Consider the following 20,934-nt stretch of genomic DNA (forward strand, 5'->3'; position numbering starts at 1 on the left):
TTGACGATCTGGTGGCTGATATCGCCACCATCTTTCACTGGCCGCCATCCGTTACTGACGTTATGCCGCTGACCGAAGTGCTGGAATGGCGGTATAAAGCGATTCAGAGAAGCGGGGCCAACGATGAGTGATAATAACCTGCGCCTGCAGGTCATTCTTAATGCGGTTGACAAACTCACCCGCCCATTCCGTGCTGCACAGGCCAGTTCGAAAGAGCTGGCTGGCGCAATTCAGAATACCCGAAACAGCCTCAAAGAATTGAATAAGCAGGCTGGCAGAATTGATGAATTTCGCAAGACGCGCTCGCAACTAGCCATAACAGCCAACAACCTGAACGCAGCCCGCGAAGAGGCGGCAAAACTCGCCACACAATTTGCTGCCACTAACAGGCCAACCGCCGCGCAGGCAAAGTTATTCAGTCAGGCCAAAACACGAGTACAGGAACTTCAGCAGACCTATAACGGCTTGTTGGGGGCGGTCCAGAGACAACGTCAGGCACTTAAAGAATCAGGGATTGATACCAGACAACTCAGTAGTGCCCAGCGAGAACTTAAGAAAAATGCTGAAGAAACAAGGCAGGCACTGGAGGGCCAGCAAAAAGCACTTAAACGTCTGGGTGAGCAACAGGCACGGATGAACGCTGCCAGAGAACAATACTCAAGACGGCTTGAAGTGCGCGATCGCATCGCAGGAGCCGGAGCCACTACCACGGCTGCAGGGCTGGCAATGGGTGCGCCAGTGATGGCGGCAGTAAAAAGCTATACCAGCATGGAAGATGCCATGAAAGGTGTGGCAAAGCAGGTCAATGGTCTGCGTGACGATAATGGCAACCGCACTGCACGTTTTTATGAAATGCAGGATGCCATCAAGGCTGCCAGCGAACAGTTGCCGATGGAAAACGGTGCGGTGGACTTCGCTGCACTGGTTGAAGGTGGTGCGCGCATGAACGTCGCAAACCCTGACGACAGCTGGGAAGACCAGAAACGTGACCTGCTGGCCTTCGCCAGTACGGCAGCAAAGGCGGCAACAGCCTTTGAGCTGCCAGCGGATGAACTGTCAGAAAGTCTGGGGAAAATCGCCCAGCTCTACAAAATACCTACCCGCAATATTGAACAGCTCGGCGATGCGCTGAACTATCTGGATGATAACGCCATGTCGAAAGGGGCGGACATCATTGATGTGATGCAACGTCTGGGCGGTGTGGCTGACCGTCTGGATTATCGTAAAGCGGCGGCACTGGGTTCCACCTTTCTGACACTGGGTGCTGCGCCGGAGGTTGCAGCCAGTGCAGCAAACGCGATGGTGCGTGAATTGTCCATTGCCACCATGCAAAGCAAGAGTTTCTTTGAAGGGATGAATCTGCTGAAACTCAATCCTGAAGTGATTGAAAAGCAGATGACGAAGGATGCGATGGGAACTATCCAGCGTGTGCTGGAGAAGGTGAACGCACTGCCGCAGGACAATCGTCTGTCTGCCATGACCATGTTGTTTGGTAAAGAGTTTGGTGATGATGCAGCGAAACTGGCAAACAACCTTCCGGAACTGCAGCGCCAGCTAAAACTGACAGCGGACAATGATGCGCTCGGTTCCATGCAGAAAGAATCCGACATCAACAAAGACTCACTTTCCGCTCAGTGGTTGCTGGTCAAAACTGGAGCGCAGAACACCTTCAGCAGCCTGGGCGAAACGCTGCGCCAGCCGCTGATGGATATTCTGTACACGGTGAAAAGCATTACGGGGGCGTTGCGCCGCTGGGTGGAAGCTAACCCGGAACTGACAGGCACACTGATGAAAGTAGCGGCTGTTGTGGCTGCGGTTACCGTAGGCCTCGGCACCTTAGCGGTGGCGCTGGCTGCAGTGCTGGGGCCGCTGGCAGTGATCCGTCTGGGATTCTCTGTGCTGGGTATCAAAACGTTACCTTCCGTTACGGCAGCAGTAACTCGAACCAGCAACGCGTTGTCCTGGCTGGCTGGCGCTCCACTGGCACTGCTGCGACGCGGGCTTGCTTCATCGGGCAACGCCGCAGGTTTACTTACTGCGCCGTTGTCGTCTTTGCGCCGCACGGCATCACTGACGGGAAATGTCCTGAAAACTGTAGCAGGTGCGCCAGTTGCACTTTTGCGGTCTGGATTATCCGGTTTACGTGCTGTTGCTGTGATGTTTATGAATCCTCTGGCGGTACTGCGCGGTGGACTGGCAGCCGCAGGCGCGGTGCTGCGAGTGCTTGCATCTGGTCCGCTGGCGATGCTGCGCGTTGCCCTGTATGCCATATCTGGTCTGTTAGGTGCTCTGCTCAGTCCGATAGGTCTTGTGGTTACTGCACTGGCGGGCGTGGCGCTGGTTGTCTGGAAATACTGGCAACCCATTACCGCATTTCTCGGTGGCGTGGTGGAAGGATTCAAAGCGGCGGCAGGTCCCATCAGTGCAGCGTTTGAACCACTTAAGCCCGTGTTCCAGTGGATTGGCGACAAAGTGCAGGCGCTGTGGGGCTGGTTTACTGATCTGCTGACGCCTGTTAAGTCGACCTCTGCCGAACTGCAGAGCGCAGCGGCAATGGGGCGACGATTCGGGGAGGCACTGGCGGAAGGGCTGAATATGGTCATGCATCCGCTGGACTCCCTGAAATCCGGTGTTTCCTGGTTGCTGGATAAACTCGGCATTGTCAGTAAAGAGGCTGCAAAGGCGAAACTGCCGGAAAGCGTGACGCGTCAGCAACCTGCGACGGTGAATGCAGACGGTAAAGTGATGATGCCATCGGGTGGTTTTCCGTCATGGGGATATGGCTTTGCGGGGATGTATGACAGCGGCGGCTATATCCCGCGCGGGCAGTTTGGCATCGTCGGTGAAAACGGGCCGGAAATTGTCAACGGCCCGGCAAACGTGACCAGCCGGAGAAATACCGCTGCACTGGCTGCGGTTGTTGCCGGAATGATGGGCGTTGCTGCCGCGCCTGCAGAGCTTCCACCGTTACATCCTTTGGCACTTCCCGCGAAAGGCGGCGAAGCGATGGTGAGTCGTGCAGCCACTGTGCCGCCCGTTCAACGGCTTGAGGCACCGACGCAGATCATCATTCAGACGCAGCCAGGACAAAGTGCGCAGGATATTGCGCGGGAGGTTGCACGCCAGCTTGATGAACGTGAACGCAGGCTGAAGGCAAAAGCCAGGAGTAACTACAGCGATCAGGGGGGATACGAAGCATGATGATGGTGCTGGGATTGTACGTGTTTATGCTGCGCACCGTGCCGTATCAGGAGCTGCAGTATCAACGCAGCTGGCGACATGCGGCAAACAGCCGGGTAAACCGACGTCCGTCCACGCAGTTTCTGGGACCGGACAACGACATGCTGACGCTTTCCGGTGTTCTTATGCCGGAGATAACAGGTGGCAGGCTGTCGTTGCTGGCACTGGAGCAGATGGCAGAACAGGGGAAAGCATGGCCCCTGATTGAAGGCAGCGGCACGATTTATGGCATGTATGTGATTGAGGGACTGAATCAGACTAAAACGGAGTTTTTCCGCGACGGTATGCCGCGCCGGATTGAGTTCACCCTGTCGCTCAAAAGGGTGGATGAATCATTGTCCGATATGTTCGGTGATCTCAGTGCGCAACTGAATAATCTGCAGGACACGGCAACGTCTGCCTTAAGCGATATCAGTAAAACGGTGGGAGGGCTGCTGTCGTGAATTTCAGCTCTGAACTGCTTAACAAAGGCAACAAAACTCCCGCATTCAGCATCAGTATTGAGGGCAGGGATATCACCACTGTGCTGGATAACCGCCTGATGAGTCTGACGCTGACGGATAACCGGGGCTTTGAAGCGGACCAGCTTGATCTGGAGCTGGACGACGCCGATGGAAAAATAGCGCTGCCGCGCCGTGGTGCGGTCATTACGCTGGCGCTGGGCTGGAAGGGGCAGCCGCTTTTCCCGAAAGGGGCATTCACGGTGGACGAGATTGAACACACTGGCGCACCGGACCGCCTGACTATCCGGGCGCGAAGTGCTGATTTTCGGGAAACGCTGAATACCCGCCGTGAAAAGTCGTGGCACAAGACCACTGTCGGGGAAGTGGTGAAGGAAATAGCTGTGCGGCACAAACTGAAGATGGCACTGGGTAAAGACCTGTCAGATAAACCCGTGGAACATATAGACCAGACTAATGAGAGTGACGGCAGTTTTCTGATGCGGCTGGCGCGCCAGTACGGTGCTATTGCGTCGGTGAAAAATGGCAATCTGTTATTCATCCGGCAGGGACAGGGTAAAAGCGCCAGCGGTAAACCACTACCGGTTATCACTATCACACGTAAGGACGGCGACAGTCACCGCTTTACCCTGGCAGATCGCGGAGCCTACACGGGCGTAATTGCCAGCTGGTTGCATACCCGCGAACCCGCGAAGAAAGAAAGCACCACGGTGAAGCGTAAGCGCAGGACTAAGAAGCAGAAGAAAGAGCCGGAAGCGAAGCAGGGCGATTACCTGGTGGGTACAGATGAAAACGTGCTGGTACTTAATCGCACTTATGCCAACCGGAGCAACGCTGAACGGGCTGCGAAAATGCAGTGGGAACGCCTGCAACGCGGCGTTGCGTCATTCTCGCTACAACTGGCGGAAGGGCGGGCAGAACTCTATACGGAAATGCCAGTGAAAGTCAGTGGCTTTAAACAGCCGATAGATGATGCGGAATGGACCATTACGACTCTGACACATACCGTCAGCCCGGATAATGGTTTTACGACCAGTCTGGAGCTTGAAGTGAGGATTGATGATTTCAAAATGGAATGATTCTTCGCAATGGAGAACTTTTAAGTTTGCAAAATGGAATAATGCGGTATCATTATTGTGAATTTAGCAAAAATGGGGAGAACTCGAAAAATGATGATTTGCCCACTGTGTGGAAGTGCCGCCCATACTCGCAGCAGTTTTCAGGTATCTTCATTGACCAAAGAGCGTTACAACCAGTGCCAGAACATTAACTGCAGCCATACTTTTGTTACCCATGAAACTTTTGTTCGTTCGATTGCAACGCCAAAAGAGTCAAATCCGGTTCAGCCGCATCCAATGAAATCAGGACAGGTGGCGCTCTCTCTTTGACTCTGCCGCCAATTTGTCGCCATCGTTAAAAAACACTGCTTCTAACATCATGATTTTAAAAGGCATAAATTTTAGGCAACAAAAAACCCATCAACCTTGAACCTAAATGGCGGGGTTGATGGGCTCCACAAAATGGGGACATCAAAGAAAAGCAGTGGCACTAATTAAGACTGATACCCTGAAGAAAAGTTCTGCGGTTGTACAAAAAAATTTCATTTTTAGGGCAACTTCAGTTTTATCCGAGTCCGGGCCATACCATCACAATGATTGTCCCTGCCAGTGTCAGCAGTACGTTAGCTATTGCATAAGTGCCCGCATAGCCCAGCGCCGGGATGTTACTGCGGGCTGTATCACTGATGATCTCCATTGCCGGTGCGCAGGTTCGTGCGCCCATCATTGCGCCGAATAACAGTGCGCGGTTCATACGCAATACGTAAGCACCGAACAGGAAGCAGATAACAACGGGCACCAGACTGACAATCAATCCGGCAATCAACATCTGACCGCCAATCGCGCCCAGGCCGTTATTGATGCCGCTACCGGCGCTTAAACCAACACCCGCCATAAACACCATCAAACCAAACTCTTTCACCATACTTAACGCACCCTGCGGAATATAGCCGAAGGTCGGGTGGTTAGCGCGCATAAAGCCCAGCATAATGCCAGCGAATAACAATCCGGCAGCGTTACCCATGCCAAAACTGAAAGTGCTGAACTGGAAGGTAATCATCCCGATCATCAGGCCTATAACAAAGAATGCGCAGAATGCCAGCAAGTCGGTGACCTGGCTGTGAATCGAAATAAAGCCGATACGGTCAGCGATGGTCTTCACACGGCGGGCATCGCCGCTCACCTGCAAAACGTCACCTTTGTTAAGCACTACGTTATCGTCAATTGGCATCTCGATCTGACTGCGGATCACGCGGTTAAGGAAGCAACCGTGATCGGTCAACTTCAATTGCGCCAGACGTTTACCGACGGCGTTATGGTTTTTGACGACCACCTCTTCAGTGACAATACGCATGTCGAGAAGGTCACGATCAAAAACTTCTTTACCGTTACGGAAGCTGGGATCGAGTCGGGCGTGGGCATCGGGATATCCTACCAACGCTATTTCATCGCCCATTTGCAACACGGCGTCACCATCCGGATTTGCCAGAATCCCGTTACGACGGATACGTTCAATATAGCAACCGGTCTGTCGATAAATACCCAATTCACGCAAGTTCTTGCCGTCGGCCCAGGCGACCAGTTCCGGCCCGACTCGGTAAGCGCGAATCACCGGCAGATAGACTTTGCGGCTGGCGTCGGTGTCCAGACCTCGCTCACGAGCGATTTGCTGGGCGCTGGTCTGTAAGTCCTGATGCTGTAACTTGGGCAGGTAACGCGCTCCGACAATCAGGCTCACCAGACCGATCAAATAGGTTAATGCATACCCAAGGCTTAAATTATCCAGTGCCGCGGAGAGCTGCCCGCTTTCTATACCAGAGTGGCGTAACGTATCGCCCGCACCGACCAGAACCGGCGTCGATGTCATGGAGCCAGCCAACATACCGGCCGTCAGGCCAATGTCCCAGCCAAACAGCTTACCCAAACCTAAGGCGATCAACAGCGCACTACCGACCATTACCAGCGCTAACATTAGGTAATTTTTCCCATCGCGGAAAAAAATGGAAAAAAAGTTGGGTCCGGCTTCGACCCCGACGCAGAAAATAAACAGCATAAAGCCAAGATTAAGCGCGTCGGTGTTAATACTGAAATGTTGTTGACCTAATAATAGCGATACGACTAAAACGCCAATGGAATTACCCAGTTGGATTGAACCAAGTCGTAATTTTCCGAGACATAGCCCAAGCGCGAGGACCACGAATAATAACAGAATGTAATTCCCATTTAACAATTCGGCGACGTTTATATTCACGGAGACTAACTTCTTGTTTACGAGTAAGCTGTTGAAAGAAATGGTAATTTAAGATAATGTTTTTACCTGAATTCAGGGCGCAGATTCATTCAGCGCACTTAATCAATAGTAAAGTAACAATATATTTTACTAGTGTAATCACATTAGATACCAACGGCTATAAGAATTGTGTTGGCCTATATTAGCATGGAATGCGAAGCGGCTTTATCTTACTGAGCGCCACACTGGCGAAAAATGTGTTCGATAGAGGCAGTGTCAGGAGGAAGATGTGAAACATAAACAACGTTGGGCGGGGGCAGTCTGCTGTTTTGTCCTCTTCATTGTGGTGTGCCTTTTCCTGGCGACGCATATGAAGGGCGCTTTTCGGGCTGCCGGGCATCCTGAAATCGGCTTACTGTTTTTCATTCTTCCTGGAGCTGTCGCCAGTTTTTTTTCGCAGCGTAGAGAAGTCCTTAAACCCCTGTTTGGCGCAATGCTGGCAGCACCGTGTTCTATGTTAATTATGCGCCTGTTTTTTTCACCAACACGCTCATTCTGGCAAGAGCTGGCATGGTTATTGAGTGCTGTCTTCTGGTGTGCGCTGGGGGCGTTGTGTTTCTTGTTTATCAGTAGCTTGTTCAAGCCACAACACAGAAAAAATCAATAAAGCCCTCAAACAGAGAGGGCTTATCCGGCAATCAGGCGTCAAGATTCTCTTTTACCCAGGCTGCAAAATCGGTATAGCCACCGATGTGTTGCTGATCGACAAAAATCTGCGGCACGGTTTCAACGGGCTTCCCGGCCTTCTGTTGTAAATCTTCTTTAGTGATCCCTTCAGCACGAATATCCACATACTGATAGTGAAAATCATCGCGCTCGTTGCTTAATTTTTCTGCCAGATCTTTTGCACGAACGCAGTAAGGGCAACCCGGACGGCCGAAAATAACGGTTTGCATTTTCTCTCTCCATTTATCTGTCATGCGTGCATGATCACGCCAAATCTTATTCGCTGAAAGTAGGTTTAACCTGTTGCATTGATTGCTTAAAGCTATAACTGTTAAGCACAATGTGATGAAAGGTTTTAAACTGGCCGCTCACTTTGCAGAGGGAAGCCTATGCGCACGATCGGTAAATTGCCTGACAGCGTGTTGATACTGGAATTTCTCGGAATGATGTTACTGGCTGTGTCGCTGCTGTCGGTAAGTGACTACCTTTCGCTTCCGATGCCGTTTTCTACACCAGAAGCGCAAATTCTGATGATTTTTCTCGGTGTTTTGCTCATGCTTCCCGCTGCGGTGGTGGTTATTCTTCAGGTTGCAAAACGGCTTGCCCCGCAACTGATGAATCGTCCACCAGAATCTTCATGTTCAGAAAGAGAAAAAGATAATGACGCCAACCATTGAACTCATTTGTGGTCATCGCTCCATTCGCCATTTCACTGATGAACCTATCTCCGCTGAACAGCGCGAGGCGATTATCAACAGCGCCCGGGCGACTTCCAGTTCCAGTTTTTTGCAGTGCAGCAGCATTATTCGCATTACTGATAAAGCTCTGCGTAATGAACTGGTAACGCTGACCGGTGGGCAAAAACACGTTGCGCAAGCGGCGGAGTTCTGGGTGTTCTGTGCCGACTTTAACCGCCATTTACAGATTTGCCCGGATGCTCAACTCGGCCTGGCGGAACAGTTGTTACTCGGTGTCGTTGATACGGCTATGATGGCGCAAAACGCCTTAACCGCAGCGGAATCGCTGGGATTGGGCGGTGTATATATCGGCGGCCTGCGCAATAACATTGAAGCAGTGACGGAACTGCTGAAATTGCCGAAGCATGTATTGCCGCTGTTTGGCTTGTGCCTGGGCTGGCCTGCGGATAACCCGGATCTCAAGCCGCGTTTACCGTCCTCTATTTTGGTGCATGAAAACAGCTACCAACCGCTGGATAAAGACATTCTGGCACAGTATGACGAGCAACTGGCGGAATATTATCTCACCCGTGGTAGCAATAATCGCCGTGATACCTGGAGCGATCATATTCGCCGGACGATTATCAAAGAAAGTCGTCCTTTTATTCTCGATTATTTACATAAACAAGGTTGGGCGACGCGCTAAAACCGTAACGCCGATGTATTATACGCGGGCTTTTGACCAGGTCTGACAGAGAGGTGCAGGGTGAAAATTGCCATATTGTCCCGGGATGGAACGCTCTATTCGTGTAAGCGACTGCGTGAAGCGGCGTTGCAGCGCGGCCACCTGGTTGAAATTCTCGATCCGCTTTCTTGTTACATGAACATTAATCCTGCGGCGTCGTCCATTCATTATAAAGGTCGCAAGCTTCCCCATTTTGATGCGGTGATCCCGCGCATTGGCACCGCCATTACCTTTTATGGAACGGCGGCGCTGCGCCAGTTTGAAATGCTGGGCAGTTATCCGCTAAATGAATCGGTTGCTATTGCCCGTGCGCGTGACAAATTGCGTTCAATGCAATTGCTGGCACGTCAGGGTATTGACCTGCCTGTCACGGGGATAGCGCATTCGCCGGACGATACCAGCGACTTAATCGAGATGGTCGGTGGTGCGCCGCTGGTGGTCAAGCTGGTTGAAGGTACGCAGGGAATTGGTGTGGTGCTGGCGGAGACGCGTCAGGCGGCAGAAAGCGTGATTGATGCATTTCGCGGCCTGAATGCCCATATTCTGGTGCAGGAATATATCAAAGAGGCGCAAGGGCGCGATATTCGCTGTCTGGTCGTCGGTGATGAAGTGGTTGCGGCGATTGAACGGCGGGCGAAAGAAGGCGATTTTCGTTCCAATTTGCATCGTGGTGGCGCGGCAAGCGTCGCAAGTATCACGCCGCAGGAGCGCGAAATCGCCATTAAAGCCGCGCGAACGATGGCGCTGGATGTTGCCGGTGTGGATATTCTGCGTGCAAATCGCGGACCGTTGGTGATGGAGGTAAATGCATCGCCAGGTCTGGAAGGGATAGAAAAAACCACCGGTATCGACATCGCGGGTAAAATGATCCGCTGGATTGAACGCCATGCTACGGCGGAATATTGCTTAAAAACCGGTGGTTAGTCGCAATAACGTGACTGATCATGGTTTTGCCTGCGCTTTTTGCGTAAGCTGTGCCGGTCTTTTTATCGGAAGAGGTTGTACAAAATTATGACATCGCTGGTCGTTCCTGGTCTGGATACGTTGCGTCAATGGCTCGATGACCTGGGGATGAGTTTTTTTGAATGTGATAACTGTCAGGCTCTGCATCTGCCACATATGCAGAATTTCGACGGTGTCTTTGATGCCAAAATCGATCTGATAGATAACACAATCCTGTTTTCTGCTATGGCGGAAGTCAGACCTTCAGCCGTGTTACCGCTGGCGGCGGATTTATCAGCCATCAATGCCAGTTCGCTGACCGTGAAAGCATTTCTTGATATGCAGGATGATAATCTGCCAAAGCTGGTGGTTTGCCAGTCTTTATCCGTTATGCAGGGCGTAACCTATGAACAGTTTGCATGGTTTGTACGTCAGAGCGAAGAGCAGATTTCGATGGTTATCCTTGAAGCCAATGCCCATCAACTGCTGTTACCGACTGATGATGAAGGGCAAAACAACGTTAGCGAAAACTATTTCCTTCACTGATAATTCCTTTTGAGCACGCAGTCGCTGCCGCAGTGGCTGCGCGTTGTAATATTTTCTGCTGATTTTAACCTTTCATTAAAGATTATTTCACTTCTGTTGTGCCGGATTTGCTTTATCACATAGAGCAAATACGCATAAAAATTTGTTAAATGCCGTTTTTTTATTACAGCTATAGTTTCAAACCCTGGCTAAAGTTATTCTTGCAATGCTTTTATATAGCGAGCAATGCTGGCCGGGAGAGAGTCCTCTTTTCTTACACCGCGCCGATAAAAAAATATGCACATTTATTGCATATCTTTCAGTGTGACAACTTTTGTTCGTTTGTTAACGAACTTTCAGAAGGAAAGAGATATGACCGGCTTAAATAAAAAATGGCTATCGGGTCTGGTTGCGGGTGCTCTGATGGCTGTCTCTGTCGGCACGCTCGCGGCTGAACAAAAAACACTCCACATTTATAACTGGTCTGATTATATCGCCCCGGATACGGTGGCAAATTTTGAAAAAGAGACCGGTATCAAAGTCGTCTACGATGTTTTTGATTCCAACGAAGTGCTGGAAGGCAAATTAATGGCGGGGAGCACCGGCTTTGATCTTGTCGTTCCATCAGCCAGCTTTCTTGAACGCCAGTTGACTGCCGGTGTGTTCCAGCCGCTGGATAAAAGCAAATTGCCAGAATGGAAGAATCTCGATCCAGAACTGTTGAAACTGGTGGCAAAACACGATCCCGGCAATAAATTTGCCATGCCATATATGTGGGCGACGACTGGCATTGGCTATAACGTCGATAAAGTTAAAGCGGTACTGGGTGAAAATGCGCCTGTCGATAGCTGGGACTTGATCCTCAAACCTGAAAATCTGGAAAAACTGAAAAGCTGCGGCGTCTCTTTCCTCGATGCGCCGGAAGAAGTTTTTGCTACCGTGCTGAATTATCTCGGCAAAGATCCGAACAGTACCAAAGCAGATGATTACACCGGACCGGCTACCGACTTACTGTTGAAACTGCGCCCGAATATTCGCTATTTCCACTCCTCTCAGTACATAAACGATCTGGCAAACGGTGATATCTGCGTCGCTATCGGCTGGGCAGGTGATGTCTGGCAGGCGTCAAACCGTGCGAAGGAAGCGAAGAATGGCGTAAATGTCTCTTTCTCGATTCCGAAAGAAGGGGCGATGGCATTCTTTGATGTGTTCGCCATGCCTGCCGACGCCAAAAATAAAGACGAAGCGTATCAGTTCCTGAATTACCTGCTACGCCCGGATGTAGTAGCGCATATCTCCGACCATGTGTTCTATGCCAACGCCAACAAAGAAGCGACGCCGCTGGTAAGCGCGGAAGTGCGTGATAACCCGGGGATTTATCCTCCGGCAGACGTTCGCGGCAAAATGTTCACACTGCAAGTGCAGGACCCGAAAATTGACCGAGTGCGCACCCGCGCCTGGACTAAAGTGAAGAGCGGAAAATAATCCGCAGCCGTAGATGCCGGACGGGCGCGCCAGTCCCTCCGGCAATTTGCACCATCATGGTGCGCTTGCACACCTTAAATGCCGGAGAGCAGCCGTGAATGACGCTATCCCTCGCCCACAGGCGAAAAGTCGGAAGTCGCTGACACCACTATTAGAAATCCGCAATTTGACCAAATCTTACGATGGTCAACATGCGGTCGATGATGTCAGTTTGACCATTTATAAAGGCGAAATCTTTGCACTGCTGGGCGCATCTGGCTGTGGCAAGTCCACACTGCTGCGTATGCTGGCAGGTTTCGAACAGCCTTCTGCCGGGCAGATTATGCTTGATGGCGTTGATTTGTCACAGGTGCCGCCTTATCTGCGCCCCATCAATATGATGTTCCAGTCCTATGCGCTGTTTCCGCATATGTCCGTGGAACAGAACATCGCCTTTGGCCTGAAACAGGACAAGTTACCAAAAGCGGAAATTGCCAGCCGGGTCAACGAGATGCTCGGGTTGGTGCATATGCAGGAGTTCGCCAAACGCAAACCGCATCAACTTTCCGGCGGTCAACGCCAGCGTGTGGCGCTGGCCCGAAGCCTTGCCAAGCGCCCAAAACTTCTGCTGCTTGATGAACCGATGGGCGCGCTGGATAAAAAACTACGTGACCGGATGCAGCTTGAAGTGGTGGATATTCTCGAGCGTGTCGGCGTGACCTGTGTGATGGTCACCCACGATCAGGAAGAGGCGATGACCATGGCGGGGCGTATTGCCATTATGAATCGCGGTAAATTTGTCCAGATTGGCGAGCCGGAAGAAATTTATGAGCACCCGACCACCCGCTACAGCGCCGAGTTTATTGGTTCAGTTAACGTCTTTGAAGGGCTGCTAAAAGAGCGCCAGGAAGACGGACTATTGCTCTATTCGCCGGGGCTGGTGCATCCGTTGAAAGTCGATCCGCAGGCGTCAGTGGTCGATAACGTGCCGGTGCATGTGGCGCTGCGTCCGGAAAAAATCATGCTCTGTGACGAACCGCCTACTGATGGCTGCAATTTTGCGGTGGGAGAGGTGACACATATTGCCTATCTCGGTGATTTGTCTGTTTATCATGTTCGCCTGAAAAGTGGGCAGATGATCAGCGCTCAGTTACAAAACGCCCATCGTCATCGTAAAGGGCTGCCGACCTGGGGCGATGAAGTCCGTTTATGTTGGGAAGTGGACAGTTGTGTGGTGCTGACGGTTTAAGGAGCAAAGATGAGTACACTTGAACCTCCTGTCCAGCCGGGCGGGTTGAAACTGTGGCTTACGCAGTGGCAGATGAAGCACGGGCGTAAACTGGTGATTGCGCTGCCGTATATCTGGTTGATTTTGCTGTTTCTGCTGCCATTTCTTATCGTCTTTAAAATAAGTCTGGCAGAGATGGCGCGCGCCATTCCCCCTTACACCGAACTGATGGAATGGGCGGATGGGCAACTGTCGATCACCCTCAACCTTGGTAATTTCCTGCAGCTAACCGACGATCCGCTCTATTTCGATGCTTATCTCCAGTCGTTACAGGTAGCGGCGATTTCGACCGTTTGTTGCTTATTGCTCGGCTACCCGCTGGCGTGGGCGGTGGCGCACAGTAAGCCTTCAACCCGTAATATCTTATTGCTGCTGGTGATCCTGCCGTCGTGGACTTCGTTTTTGATCCGCGTTTACGCCTGGATGGGGATCCTGAAAAATAACGGTGTATTGAGTAATTTCCTGCTGTGGCTGGGTGTTATCGATCAACCGCTGACCATTCTGCATACCAATCTGGCAGTTTATATCGGCATTGTTTACGCCTATGTGCCGTTTATGGTGTTGCCGATCTACACCGCGTTAACCCGCATCGATTATTCGCTGGTAGAGGCGGCACTGGATCTCGGCGCGCGACCGCTGAAAACGTTCTTCACCGTCATTGTGCCACTGACCAAAGGCGGGATTATCGCCGGATCGATGTTGGTTTTCATTCCGGCGGTTGGTGAGTTTGTGATCCCGGAACTGCTCGGCGGCCCGGACAGTATTATGATCGGACGCGTCCTGTGGCAGGAGTTTTTCAATAACCGCGACTGGCCGGTGGCCTCAGCGGTGGCGATCATCATGTTATTGCTGCTGATTGTGCCAATTATGTGGTTCCACAAATATCAGCAAAAAAGCGTGGGGGAGCACGGATGAATAATTTACCGGTCGTTCGTTCTCCCTGGCGGATTGTGATTTTGCTGCTGGGTTTCACCTTTCTCTATGCGCCGATGCTGATGCTGGTTATCTATTCGTTTAACAGTTCGAAACTGGTGACGGTGTGGGCCGGTTGGTCAACGCGCTGGTACGGCGAATTATTGCGTGACGATGCGATGATGAGTGCGGTCGGGTTAAGTCTGACTATTGCCGCCTGTGCGGCGACCGCGGCGGCGATCCTCGGGACTATTGCGGCGGTCGTGCTGGTACGGTTTGAACGGTTTCGTGGCTCAAATGGCTTTGCCTTTATGATCACCGCGCCGCTTGTCATGCCGGATGTGATAACTGGTCTGTCGTTGTTGTTATTGTTCGTTGCCCTTGCTCATGCCATTGGCTGGCCAGCCGATCGCGGCATGTTGACTATCTGGCTGGCGCACGTAACTTTCTGTACGGCGTATGTGGCGGTCGTTATTTCTTCACGTTTGCGGGAACTGGATCGCTCGATAGAAGAAGCGGCGATGGATCTCGGTGCGATGCCGCTGAAAGTATTTTTCGTGATTACGCTGCCGATGATCATGCCGGCAATCATTTCTGGTTGGTTGCTTGCTTTTACTCTGTCGCTCGATGACCTGGTGATTGCCAGTTTTGTTTCCGGACCCGGTGCCACCACATTGCCGATGTTGGTTTTTTCCAGCGTGCGGATGGGGGTGAATCCGGAGATTAACGCCCTGGCGACGTTGATCCTCGGGGCGGTAGGAATTATCGGATTTATCGCCTGGTATTTAATGGCGCGTGCAGAAAAGCAGCGGATACGCGATATCCAGCGTGCAAGACGTGGCTGAAGACACTAAAATTTGCCAACCTGGCTACATAATGCCGCGCATGTCGCGGCATTGTTTTCATGGAAGACGAAACGTTGGGATTTTTTAAGAAAACATCTTCATCACATGCTCGCCTGAATGTGCCTGCGCTGGTGCAGGTGGCGGCGCTCGCCATTATTATGATCCGTGGTCTCGACGTGCTGATGATTTTCAATACGCTGGGCGTTCACGGTATTGGCGAATTCATTCATCGTAGCGTACAAACCTGGAGTTTAACGCTGGTCTTTTTAAGCAGCCTGGCGCTGGTTTTTATTGAAATCTGGTGTGCGTTTTCGCTGGTGAAAGGCTGTAGCTGGGCGCGCTGGCTGTATCTGCTGACACAAATTACGGCTGCCAGTTATCTGTGGGCGGCTTCACTCGGTTATGGTTATCCTGAGCTGTTCAGCATTCCCGGTGAATCAAAACGCGAAATCCTCCATAGCCTGATGCTGCAGAAGCTGCCGGATATGCTCATCCTGTTGTTGCTATTCGTTCCCGCTACCAGTCGGCGGTTCTTCCAGTTGCAATAATGTGTATAATCGTCGCCCCTGATGATGTGAAGGTCAATGTATGCAGTGCGCACTTTACGACGCGGGTCGCTGTCGTTCCTGTCAGTGGATAACGCAGCCGATTCCAGAGCAACTCTCCGCTAAAACCGCCGATCTTAAAAATCTGCTGACCGATTTTCCGGTTGCGGAGTGGTGCGCGCCGGTGTCTGGCCCCGAACAAGGGTTTCGTAATAAAGCCAAAATGGTGGTGAGTGGCAGCGTTGAAAAGCCACTGCTCGGAATGCTACACCGCGACGGCACGCCGGAAGATCTTTGCGACTGTCCGCTTTATCCTGCCTCATTTGCGCCCGTTTTTGCGGCGCTAAAACCGTTTATTGCCCGCGCCGGGCTGACGCCGTACAACGTGGCGCGTAAGCGTGGTGAACTGAAATACATTCTGCTGACTGAAAGCCAGACTGATGGCGGCATGATGCTGCGTTTTGTGCTGCGCTCGGAAACCAAGCTGGCGCAACTGCGTAAGGCGCTACCGTGGCTACAGGCACAACTGCCGCAGCTCAACGTCATTACCGTCAATATTCAGCCAGTACATATGGCGATTATGGAAGGGGAGACGGAGATCTACCTGACCGAACAACAGGCGCTGGCAGAGCGTTTTAATAACGTACCGTTGTGGATCCGTCCGCAAAGTTTCTTCCAGACCAATCCGGCAGTTGCCAGCCAGCTTTATGCCACCGCGCGCGATTGGGTGCAGCAACTACCGGTAAACCATATGTGGGATCTGTTTTGCGGTGTTGGCGGTTTTGGTTTGCATTGTGCGACGCCAGAAATGCAGTTAACGGGGATTGAAATTGCACCAGAAGCGATTGCTTGTGCGAAACAGTCTGCTGCTGAGCTGGGCTTAACGCGTTTGCAATTTCAGGCGCTGGACTCCACTCAGTTTGCCACCGCGCAAGGCGAAGTGCCGGAACTGGTGCTGGTTAATCCACCGCGTCGCGGCATTGGAAAGCCACTGTGTGACTATCTCTCAACGATGGCACCGCGTTTTATTATTTACTCCAGTTGTAACGCTCAAACGATGGCGAAAGATATTCGCGAACTGCCTGGTTATCGCATTGAGCGGGTACAGCTTTTCGATATGTTCCCGCACACCGCGCATTATGAAGTGCTGACGCTGTTGGTGAAGCAATAAAAAAGCCGCGGCTGCGGCTTCAGATTGTTGACCAGATGCGCTTTGTTCATGCCGGATGCGGGGTGAACACCTTATGCAACCTACAAAATCTTGCGAAATCAATATATTGTAGAGTCAATGTAGGCCAGATAAACGTAGCGCATCAGGCCATCTTACTTTTGTCATCAGTCTCAATTACTGCGGGAACCATTGATCACTGATTTTCTGATACGTACCGTCGGCTTTAACGGCTGCCAGTGCGTTATTCAGTTTCTCCAGCAGAGCTTTGTTATCCGGACGAACAGCGATGCCCAGGCCGGTGCCGAAGTACTGCGGATCGGTCACTTTCTCAGTCGCAACGCCCAGTTGTGGATTGGTTTTCAGCCATTCATTAACTACCGCTGTGTCACCAAATACACCATCGATACGGCCATTTTTCAGGTCGATAAATGCATTCTGATAGCTGTCATAAGAGACGGTTTTCACTTCCGGATGCTGATCCTGAATATATTTCTGGTGGGTGGTGCCGTTTTCCATACCAATACGTTTACCTTTCAAATCGGCAAAAGTCTTATAGGTATCTTTTTTGGCAATCACGACGGCAGAGTTTTCGTAGTATGGCGTGGTAAAGGCCACCTGTTTGCTGCGCTCTGGTGTGATGTCCATCCCGGAAATCACGGCGTCATATTTCCTGAATTTTAGTGACGGGATCAGGCTGTCGAAAGCGTGATTAGTAAAAGTACATTCTGCCTGCATTTGTTTGCATAACGCTTTTGCCAGATCGATATCAAAGCCGACGATCTCATTATTAGCACCTATAGATTCAAAGGGGGGATAGGTAGCTGATACGCCAAAATTGATTTTCTCTGCGGCAGAAGCGCCGAAAGTAAAGGAAGCAAGTAATGCGGCAAGAACTAACTTTTTCATGATGGAACTCCCGTCTGTCAATCTTATGTTTATTGGCCGTGTCTGCGGCATGGGTTAACAATGCCATTAAGTGAATTTATATGCAATAAATATGATTAAATAATTCAAAATAGATAAAAAAGACGGACAACTTAGTGGGTTGTCCGTCTTCATTATAAGGATTTATGCAATATGTGGGTTCTGTGCTGGTGTCTGATGCGATGCTTGCGCGTCTTATCAGACCTACAAATTATCCTGCGAATGTAGGCCGGATAAGGCGTTCACGCCGCATCCGGCATTAGCACGTTATCAATGCAGCCACATTAATTCCGACGCTCGAACGCCAGCGCTTTACGCTCGATCAGGCGCATCATCAACGTCAGCAGGCCGTTAACGATCAGGTAAATAATCCCCGCCGCGCCAAACACCATCACATCGTAGGTACGTCCGTACAGCAACTGGCTGTATCCCATCACTTCCATCAGCGTAATGGTGTAAGCCAGCGAGGTACTTTTAAACACCAGCACCACTTCGTTGGAATAAGAAGAGAGCGAGCGTTTAAATGCATACGGCAGCAGGATCGCCAGCGTATCTTTTTTACTCATCCCCAGGGCGCTACAGGATTGCCACTGACCTTCCGGGATCGCACGAATTGCTCCGTAAAACAGTTGCGTGGTATACGCGGCACTATTCAGCGACAACGCAATCAGTGCACACAACCACGGTTCCGACAGCAAATGCCACAGCGCCGGATACTCCTGCAACGTCGGGAACTGGCCCGGTCCGTAGTAAATCAGGAAGATCTGCACCAGCAGCGGCGTACCGGTAAACAGTGTGATGTAACCCCGCACCAGCCACACCAGCACAGGTGTTTTCAGCGTCAGGACGATGGTAAAAATTAACGCCAGAATCAGCGCCACAATCAGCGAGGCGACCGTCAGCGTCAGGCTGGTATGCAGCCCTTTCATCAGTTCAGGTAAATACTCAAGCATCAGCCAGGTCTCCGCTCAAAACGTGTCGCGCGCAGATCAATGCGTTTGAGAATGTACTGGCTCAACAGGGTAATCACCAGGTAAATCGCCGCCGCCACAATGTACCAGGTAAATGGTTCCTGGGTACGGGTGGCGATGCTTTTGGTTTGCAGCATTAAATCATTCACACTAATCAAACTGACCAGCGCGGTATCTTTCAGCAGTACCAACCACTGGTTGCCGAGACCAGGCAGCGCATGACGCCACATCTGCGGCATCACCAGACGGAAAAATATAGCCGATTTCGACAGCCCCAGCGCCTGACCAGACTCCCACTGCCCCATCGGCACCGCTTTCAGTGCACCGCGCAGGGTTTGCGAGGCATAGGCAGCATACAGCAGGGACAGGGCGATCACCCCGCAGAGGAACGGGCTAACGTCGAAGTTCTCTATGTCCATCTGCACCGGGATCTGTACGAACCCAAGGTTGATGGTGAAGCCATCCGAAAGTGTCAGTAGTAGCTGCGAAGAACCAAAATAGATAAACAGCACTACCAGAATTTCTGGCAGGCCGCGCAGAATCGTTACCAGCGCCGAACCTGCCCACGCGACAGGACTCCATTTTGCTGACTCCCACACCGCGAAGAACATCGCCAGCGCCAGACCGACAATCAATGCACAAACGGCAAGGCCGACGGTCATCCCGGCGGCGCTTGCTAAAGGAAAAAATTCATTCATCAGGAATTACTTCTGGAACCATTTGTTGTAGATGGTTTCGTAAGTGCCATCTTTCTTCACTTTTTCCAGCGCAGCGTTGAATTTCTGCTGCAGTTCAGTGTTGCCCTGACGTACCGCAATACCGAGGCCAGTACCGAAGTAATCTTTATCGGTCACTTTGTCGCCAACTGGTGCCAGTTTGGGATTATTGTTCAGCCATTCGGTTACCACTGCGGTGTCACCGAATACGCCGTCAATACGGCCATTTTGTAGATCCAGTTTCGCGTTCTGGTAGCTGTCATATGGAACAGTGGTGATTTCCGGATGTTTATCCATAATGAATTTCTGGTGCGTCGTCCCGTTCTGCACGCCGACTTTTTTGCCTTTCAGTTGATCAACGCTGGTGTATTTGCCTTGCTGACCAACAAACAGTGCAGAGTTGTCATAGTACGGGGTGGTGAACAGTACCTGTTTTTCACGCTCAGGAGTGATATCCATACCCGCCATAACGGCGTCCACACGACGGAATTTCAGACTCGGGATCAGGCTGTCAAACGCCTGGTTAGAGAAAGTACAGGTCGCATCGATCTCTTTGCACAACGCCTGCGCCAGGTCAACGTCAAACCCGACGATCTGGTTATTCGCATCCATCGATTCAAACGGAGGATAGGATGCTTCGGTAGCAAAACGAATGGTTTCAGCGGCTGTGGCGGAAAGACTAAAACCTGCAATTAACGCGGCAATCAGAACTTTTTTCATTGTCGTTATCCCGAATCTTAGTGAGAGAGATAGTTTTTAAATGCTTCGGTTTGCGGCTCGGTAAAACAGCTCGCGTCGCCTTGCTCTACGATGTGACCGTTTTCCATATACACCACACGGCTGGCGGTTTTACGCGCGACTTCAACTTCGTGGGTGACGATCACCTGGGTAATGTTGGTTTCCGCCAGTTCACGAATGATACTGACGATTTGCGCCGTAATTTCCGGGTCCAGTGCGGCGGTCGGCTCATCAAACAGCAACACCTGCGGTTCCATCATCAGCGCTCGGGCGATAGCAACACGTTGTTGCTGGCCACCAGAAAGGTGCAGTGGATAACGATCGCTATAAGGTTTGAGACGCAGACGTTCCAGCAGTTTTTCTGCACGAGCCAGCGCCTGATCTTTACTCAAGCCGAGTACGCGGCAGGGTGCTTCGATCAAGTTTTGCTGCACGGTGAGATGCGGCCACAGATTGTATTGCTGAAACACCATACCAACGTTACGACGCAGGTCGCGAATCGCTTTGTCAGACGGTGTTTTGGTGAAATCGAAATGATTGCCTGCAATGTTGAGCGTACCGGAGCGCGGCATCTCAAGCAGATTGAGTACACGCAGCAGCGAGCTTTTCCCCGCGCCGCTGGGGCCAAGTAACACCAGCGTTTCGCCCTGCGGGCAATCCAGCGTGATATCGAACAGCGCCTGATGTGCGCCGTAGAAGCAATTAATGCCGTTTAATTGAATACTCATTGACTCTCGTATACTGGCAGTCTGATAG

Annotated in this window: 23 protein-coding genes; 16 read left to right on the top strand and 7 right to left on the bottom strand. The window is 51.4% G+C overall.

All coding sequences use genetic code 11. The annotated features are described in order from the left end of the window. Positions 1 to 11: 11 nt before the first annotated feature. The 5 genes from ESM_RS0108910 to ESM_RS0108930 all read left to right on the top strand — a co-directional run bounded on the left by ESM_RS0108910 (position 12) and on the right by ESM_RS0108930 (position 5,089). Positions 12 to 131 (top strand): GpE family phage tail protein, encoded by a 120-nt coding sequence (locus ESM_RS0108910; RefSeq protein ID WP_000763311.1) that lies wholly within the window; start codon positions 12 to 14, stop codon positions 129 to 131. Further along, entirely contained in the window at positions 124 to 3,201 is a 3,078-nt protein-coding gene (locus tag ESM_RS0108915; protein ID WP_001282738.1) for a phage tail tape measure protein, read from the top strand. Before ESM_RS0108910 ends, ESM_RS0108915 begins: the two co-directional genes overlap by 8 nt. After that, entirely contained in the window at positions 3,198 to 3,683 is a 486-nt protein-coding gene (locus tag ESM_RS0108920) for a phage tail protein (protein WP_000980391.1), read from the top strand. The genes ESM_RS0108915 and ESM_RS0108920 overlap by 4 nt, the downstream gene beginning before the upstream one ends. Then, positions 3,680 to 4,780, top strand: a complete 1,101-nt coding sequence (locus ESM_RS0108925; RefSeq protein WP_001011788.1) for a phage late control D family protein — start codon at positions 3,680 to 3,682, stop codon at positions 4,778 to 4,780. Before ESM_RS0108920 ends, ESM_RS0108925 begins: the two co-directional genes overlap by 4 nt. Before the next feature lie 90 nt (positions 4,781 to 4,870). Beyond that, the gene (locus ESM_RS0108930) at positions 4,871 to 5,089 is read left to right on the top strand and encodes an ogr/Delta-like zinc finger family protein (protein WP_000972391.1); all 219 of its coding nucleotides are present in this window, start codon (positions 4,871 to 4,873) and stop codon (positions 5,087 to 5,089) included. 235 nt (positions 5,090 to 5,324) lie between these two features. Here ESM_RS0108930 and ESM_RS0108935 read toward each other — a convergent pair whose 3' ends face one another. Then, positions 5,325 to 7,010, bottom strand: a complete 1,686-nt coding sequence (locus tag ESM_RS0108935; protein ID WP_001024862.1) for an aspartate:alanine antiporter — start codon at positions 7,008 to 7,010, stop codon at positions 5,325 to 5,327. A gap of 268 nt (positions 7,011 to 7,278) precedes the next feature. Between ESM_RS0108935 and ESM_RS0108940 the strand changes: the two genes are divergently transcribed. Then, positions 7,279 to 7,656 (top strand): inner membrane protein YbjM, encoded by a 378-nt coding sequence (locus tag ESM_RS0108940; protein WP_000681115.1) that lies wholly within the window; start codon positions 7,279 to 7,281, stop codon positions 7,654 to 7,656. 31 nt (positions 7,657 to 7,687) lie between these two features. On the opposite strand, the gene grxA is transcribed toward ESM_RS0108940, so the two are convergent. Further along, positions 7,688 to 7,945 carry a glutaredoxin 1 gene (grxA, locus tag ESM_RS0108945; protein ID WP_001195226.1) on the bottom strand — a complete coding sequence of 86 codons (258 nt, stop codon included), beginning with the start codon at positions 7,943 to 7,945 and terminating at the stop codon, positions 7,688 to 7,690. A gap of 159 nt (positions 7,946 to 8,104) precedes the next feature. Between grxA and ESM_RS0108950 the strand changes: the two genes are divergently transcribed. The 10 genes from ESM_RS0108950 (at position 8,105) to rlmC (ending at position 16,829) form a co-directional block, all read left to right on the top strand. Next, positions 8,105 to 8,392, top strand: coding sequence for a YbjC family protein (locus ESM_RS0108950; protein ID WP_001259126.1), 288 nt, complete (start codon positions 8,105 to 8,107; stop codon positions 8,390 to 8,392). After that, complete coding sequence (gene nfsA / locus ESM_RS0108955) at positions 8,376 to 9,098, top strand: nitroreductase NfsA (protein ID WP_000189116.1); 723 nt, start codon at positions 8,376 to 8,378, stop codon at positions 9,096 to 9,098. The genes ESM_RS0108950 and nfsA overlap by 17 nt, the downstream gene beginning before the upstream one ends. 60 nt (positions 9,099 to 9,158) lie before the next feature. Then, complete coding sequence (gene rimK / locus ESM_RS0108960; protein ID WP_000684354.1) at positions 9,159 to 10,061, top strand: 30S ribosomal protein S6--L-glutamate ligase; 903 nt, start codon at positions 9,159 to 9,161, stop codon at positions 10,059 to 10,061. 87 nt (positions 10,062 to 10,148) lie between these two features. Next, the gene (locus tag ESM_RS0108965) at positions 10,149 to 10,625 is read left to right on the top strand and encodes a YbjN domain-containing protein (protein ID WP_001516074.1); all 477 of its coding nucleotides are present in this window, start codon (positions 10,149 to 10,151) and stop codon (positions 10,623 to 10,625) included. A gap of 351 nt (positions 10,626 to 10,976) precedes the next feature. Next, positions 10,977 to 12,089 (top strand): spermidine/putrescine ABC transporter substrate-binding protein PotF, encoded by a 1,113-nt coding sequence (potF, locus tag ESM_RS0108970; RefSeq protein WP_000147250.1) that lies wholly within the window; start codon positions 10,977 to 10,979, stop codon positions 12,087 to 12,089. A gap of 94 nt (positions 12,090 to 12,183) precedes the next feature. Next, a complete protein-coding gene (gene potG, locus ESM_RS0108975; protein WP_000995979.1) occupies positions 12,184 to 13,317 on the top strand; it encodes a putrescine ABC transporter ATP-binding subunit PotG in 1,134 nt (377 codons plus the stop codon). 9 nt (positions 13,318 to 13,326) lie between these two features. Next, positions 13,327 to 14,271, top strand: coding sequence for a putrescine ABC transporter permease PotH (gene potH / locus ESM_RS0108980; protein ID WP_000105459.1), 945 nt, complete (start codon positions 13,327 to 13,329; stop codon positions 14,269 to 14,271). Next, a complete protein-coding gene (gene potI, locus ESM_RS0108985) occupies positions 14,268 to 15,113 on the top strand; it encodes a putrescine ABC transporter permease PotI (RefSeq protein ID WP_001061641.1) in 846 nt (281 codons plus the stop codon). Before potH ends, potI begins: the two co-directional genes overlap by 4 nt. Before the next feature lie 59 nt (positions 15,114 to 15,172). After that, positions 15,173 to 15,661 (top strand): YbjO family protein, encoded by a 489-nt coding sequence (locus ESM_RS0108990; RefSeq protein ID WP_000389253.1) that lies wholly within the window; start codon positions 15,173 to 15,175, stop codon positions 15,659 to 15,661. A gap of 40 nt (positions 15,662 to 15,701) precedes the next feature. Beyond that, a complete protein-coding gene (gene rlmC, locus ESM_RS0108995) occupies positions 15,702 to 16,829 on the top strand; it encodes a 23S rRNA (uracil(747)-C(5))-methyltransferase RlmC (RefSeq protein WP_001149757.1) in 1,128 nt (375 codons plus the stop codon). Between the two features lie 174 nt (positions 16,830 to 17,003). Here rlmC and artJ read toward each other — a convergent pair whose 3' ends face one another. The 5 genes from artJ to artP all read right to left on the bottom strand — a co-directional run bounded on the left by artJ (position 17,004) and on the right by artP (position 20,906). Further along, a complete protein-coding gene (gene artJ, locus ESM_RS0109000) occupies positions 17,004 to 17,735 on the bottom strand; it encodes an arginine ABC transporter substrate-binding protein ArtJ (protein WP_001516078.1) in 732 nt (243 codons plus the stop codon). A 302-nt stretch (positions 17,736 to 18,037) separates the two neighbouring features. Beyond that, positions 18,038 to 18,706 carry an arginine ABC transporter permease ArtM gene (gene artM, locus ESM_RS0109005; RefSeq protein ID WP_000895404.1) on the bottom strand — a complete coding sequence of 223 codons (669 nt, stop codon included), beginning with the start codon at positions 18,704 to 18,706 and terminating at the stop codon, positions 18,038 to 18,040. Then, on the bottom strand, positions 18,706 to 19,422 hold the full coding sequence (gene artQ, locus ESM_RS0109010) for an arginine ABC transporter permease ArtQ (RefSeq protein WP_001001704.1): 717 nt from the start codon (positions 19,420 to 19,422) through the stop codon (positions 18,706 to 18,708). The genes artM and artQ overlap by 1 nt, the downstream gene beginning before the upstream one ends. 6 nt (positions 19,423 to 19,428) lie before the next feature. Then, positions 19,429 to 20,160, bottom strand: a complete 732-nt coding sequence (gene artI / locus ESM_RS0109015) for an arginine ABC transporter substrate-binding protein ArtI (RefSeq protein ID WP_000756581.1) — start codon at positions 20,158 to 20,160, stop codon at positions 19,429 to 19,431. Between the two features lie 17 nt (positions 20,161 to 20,177). Further along, on the bottom strand, positions 20,178 to 20,906 hold the full coding sequence (gene artP, locus ESM_RS0109020) for an arginine ABC transporter ATP-binding protein ArtP (protein WP_000027205.1): 729 nt from the start codon (positions 20,904 to 20,906) through the stop codon (positions 20,178 to 20,180). Positions 20,907 to 20,934: the final 28 nt, after the last annotated feature.

The organism is Escherichia sp. TW09308 (assembly GCF_000208565.1).
Classification (GTDB): Bacteria; Pseudomonadota; Gammaproteobacteria; order Enterobacterales; family Enterobacteriaceae; genus Escherichia; species Escherichia marmotae.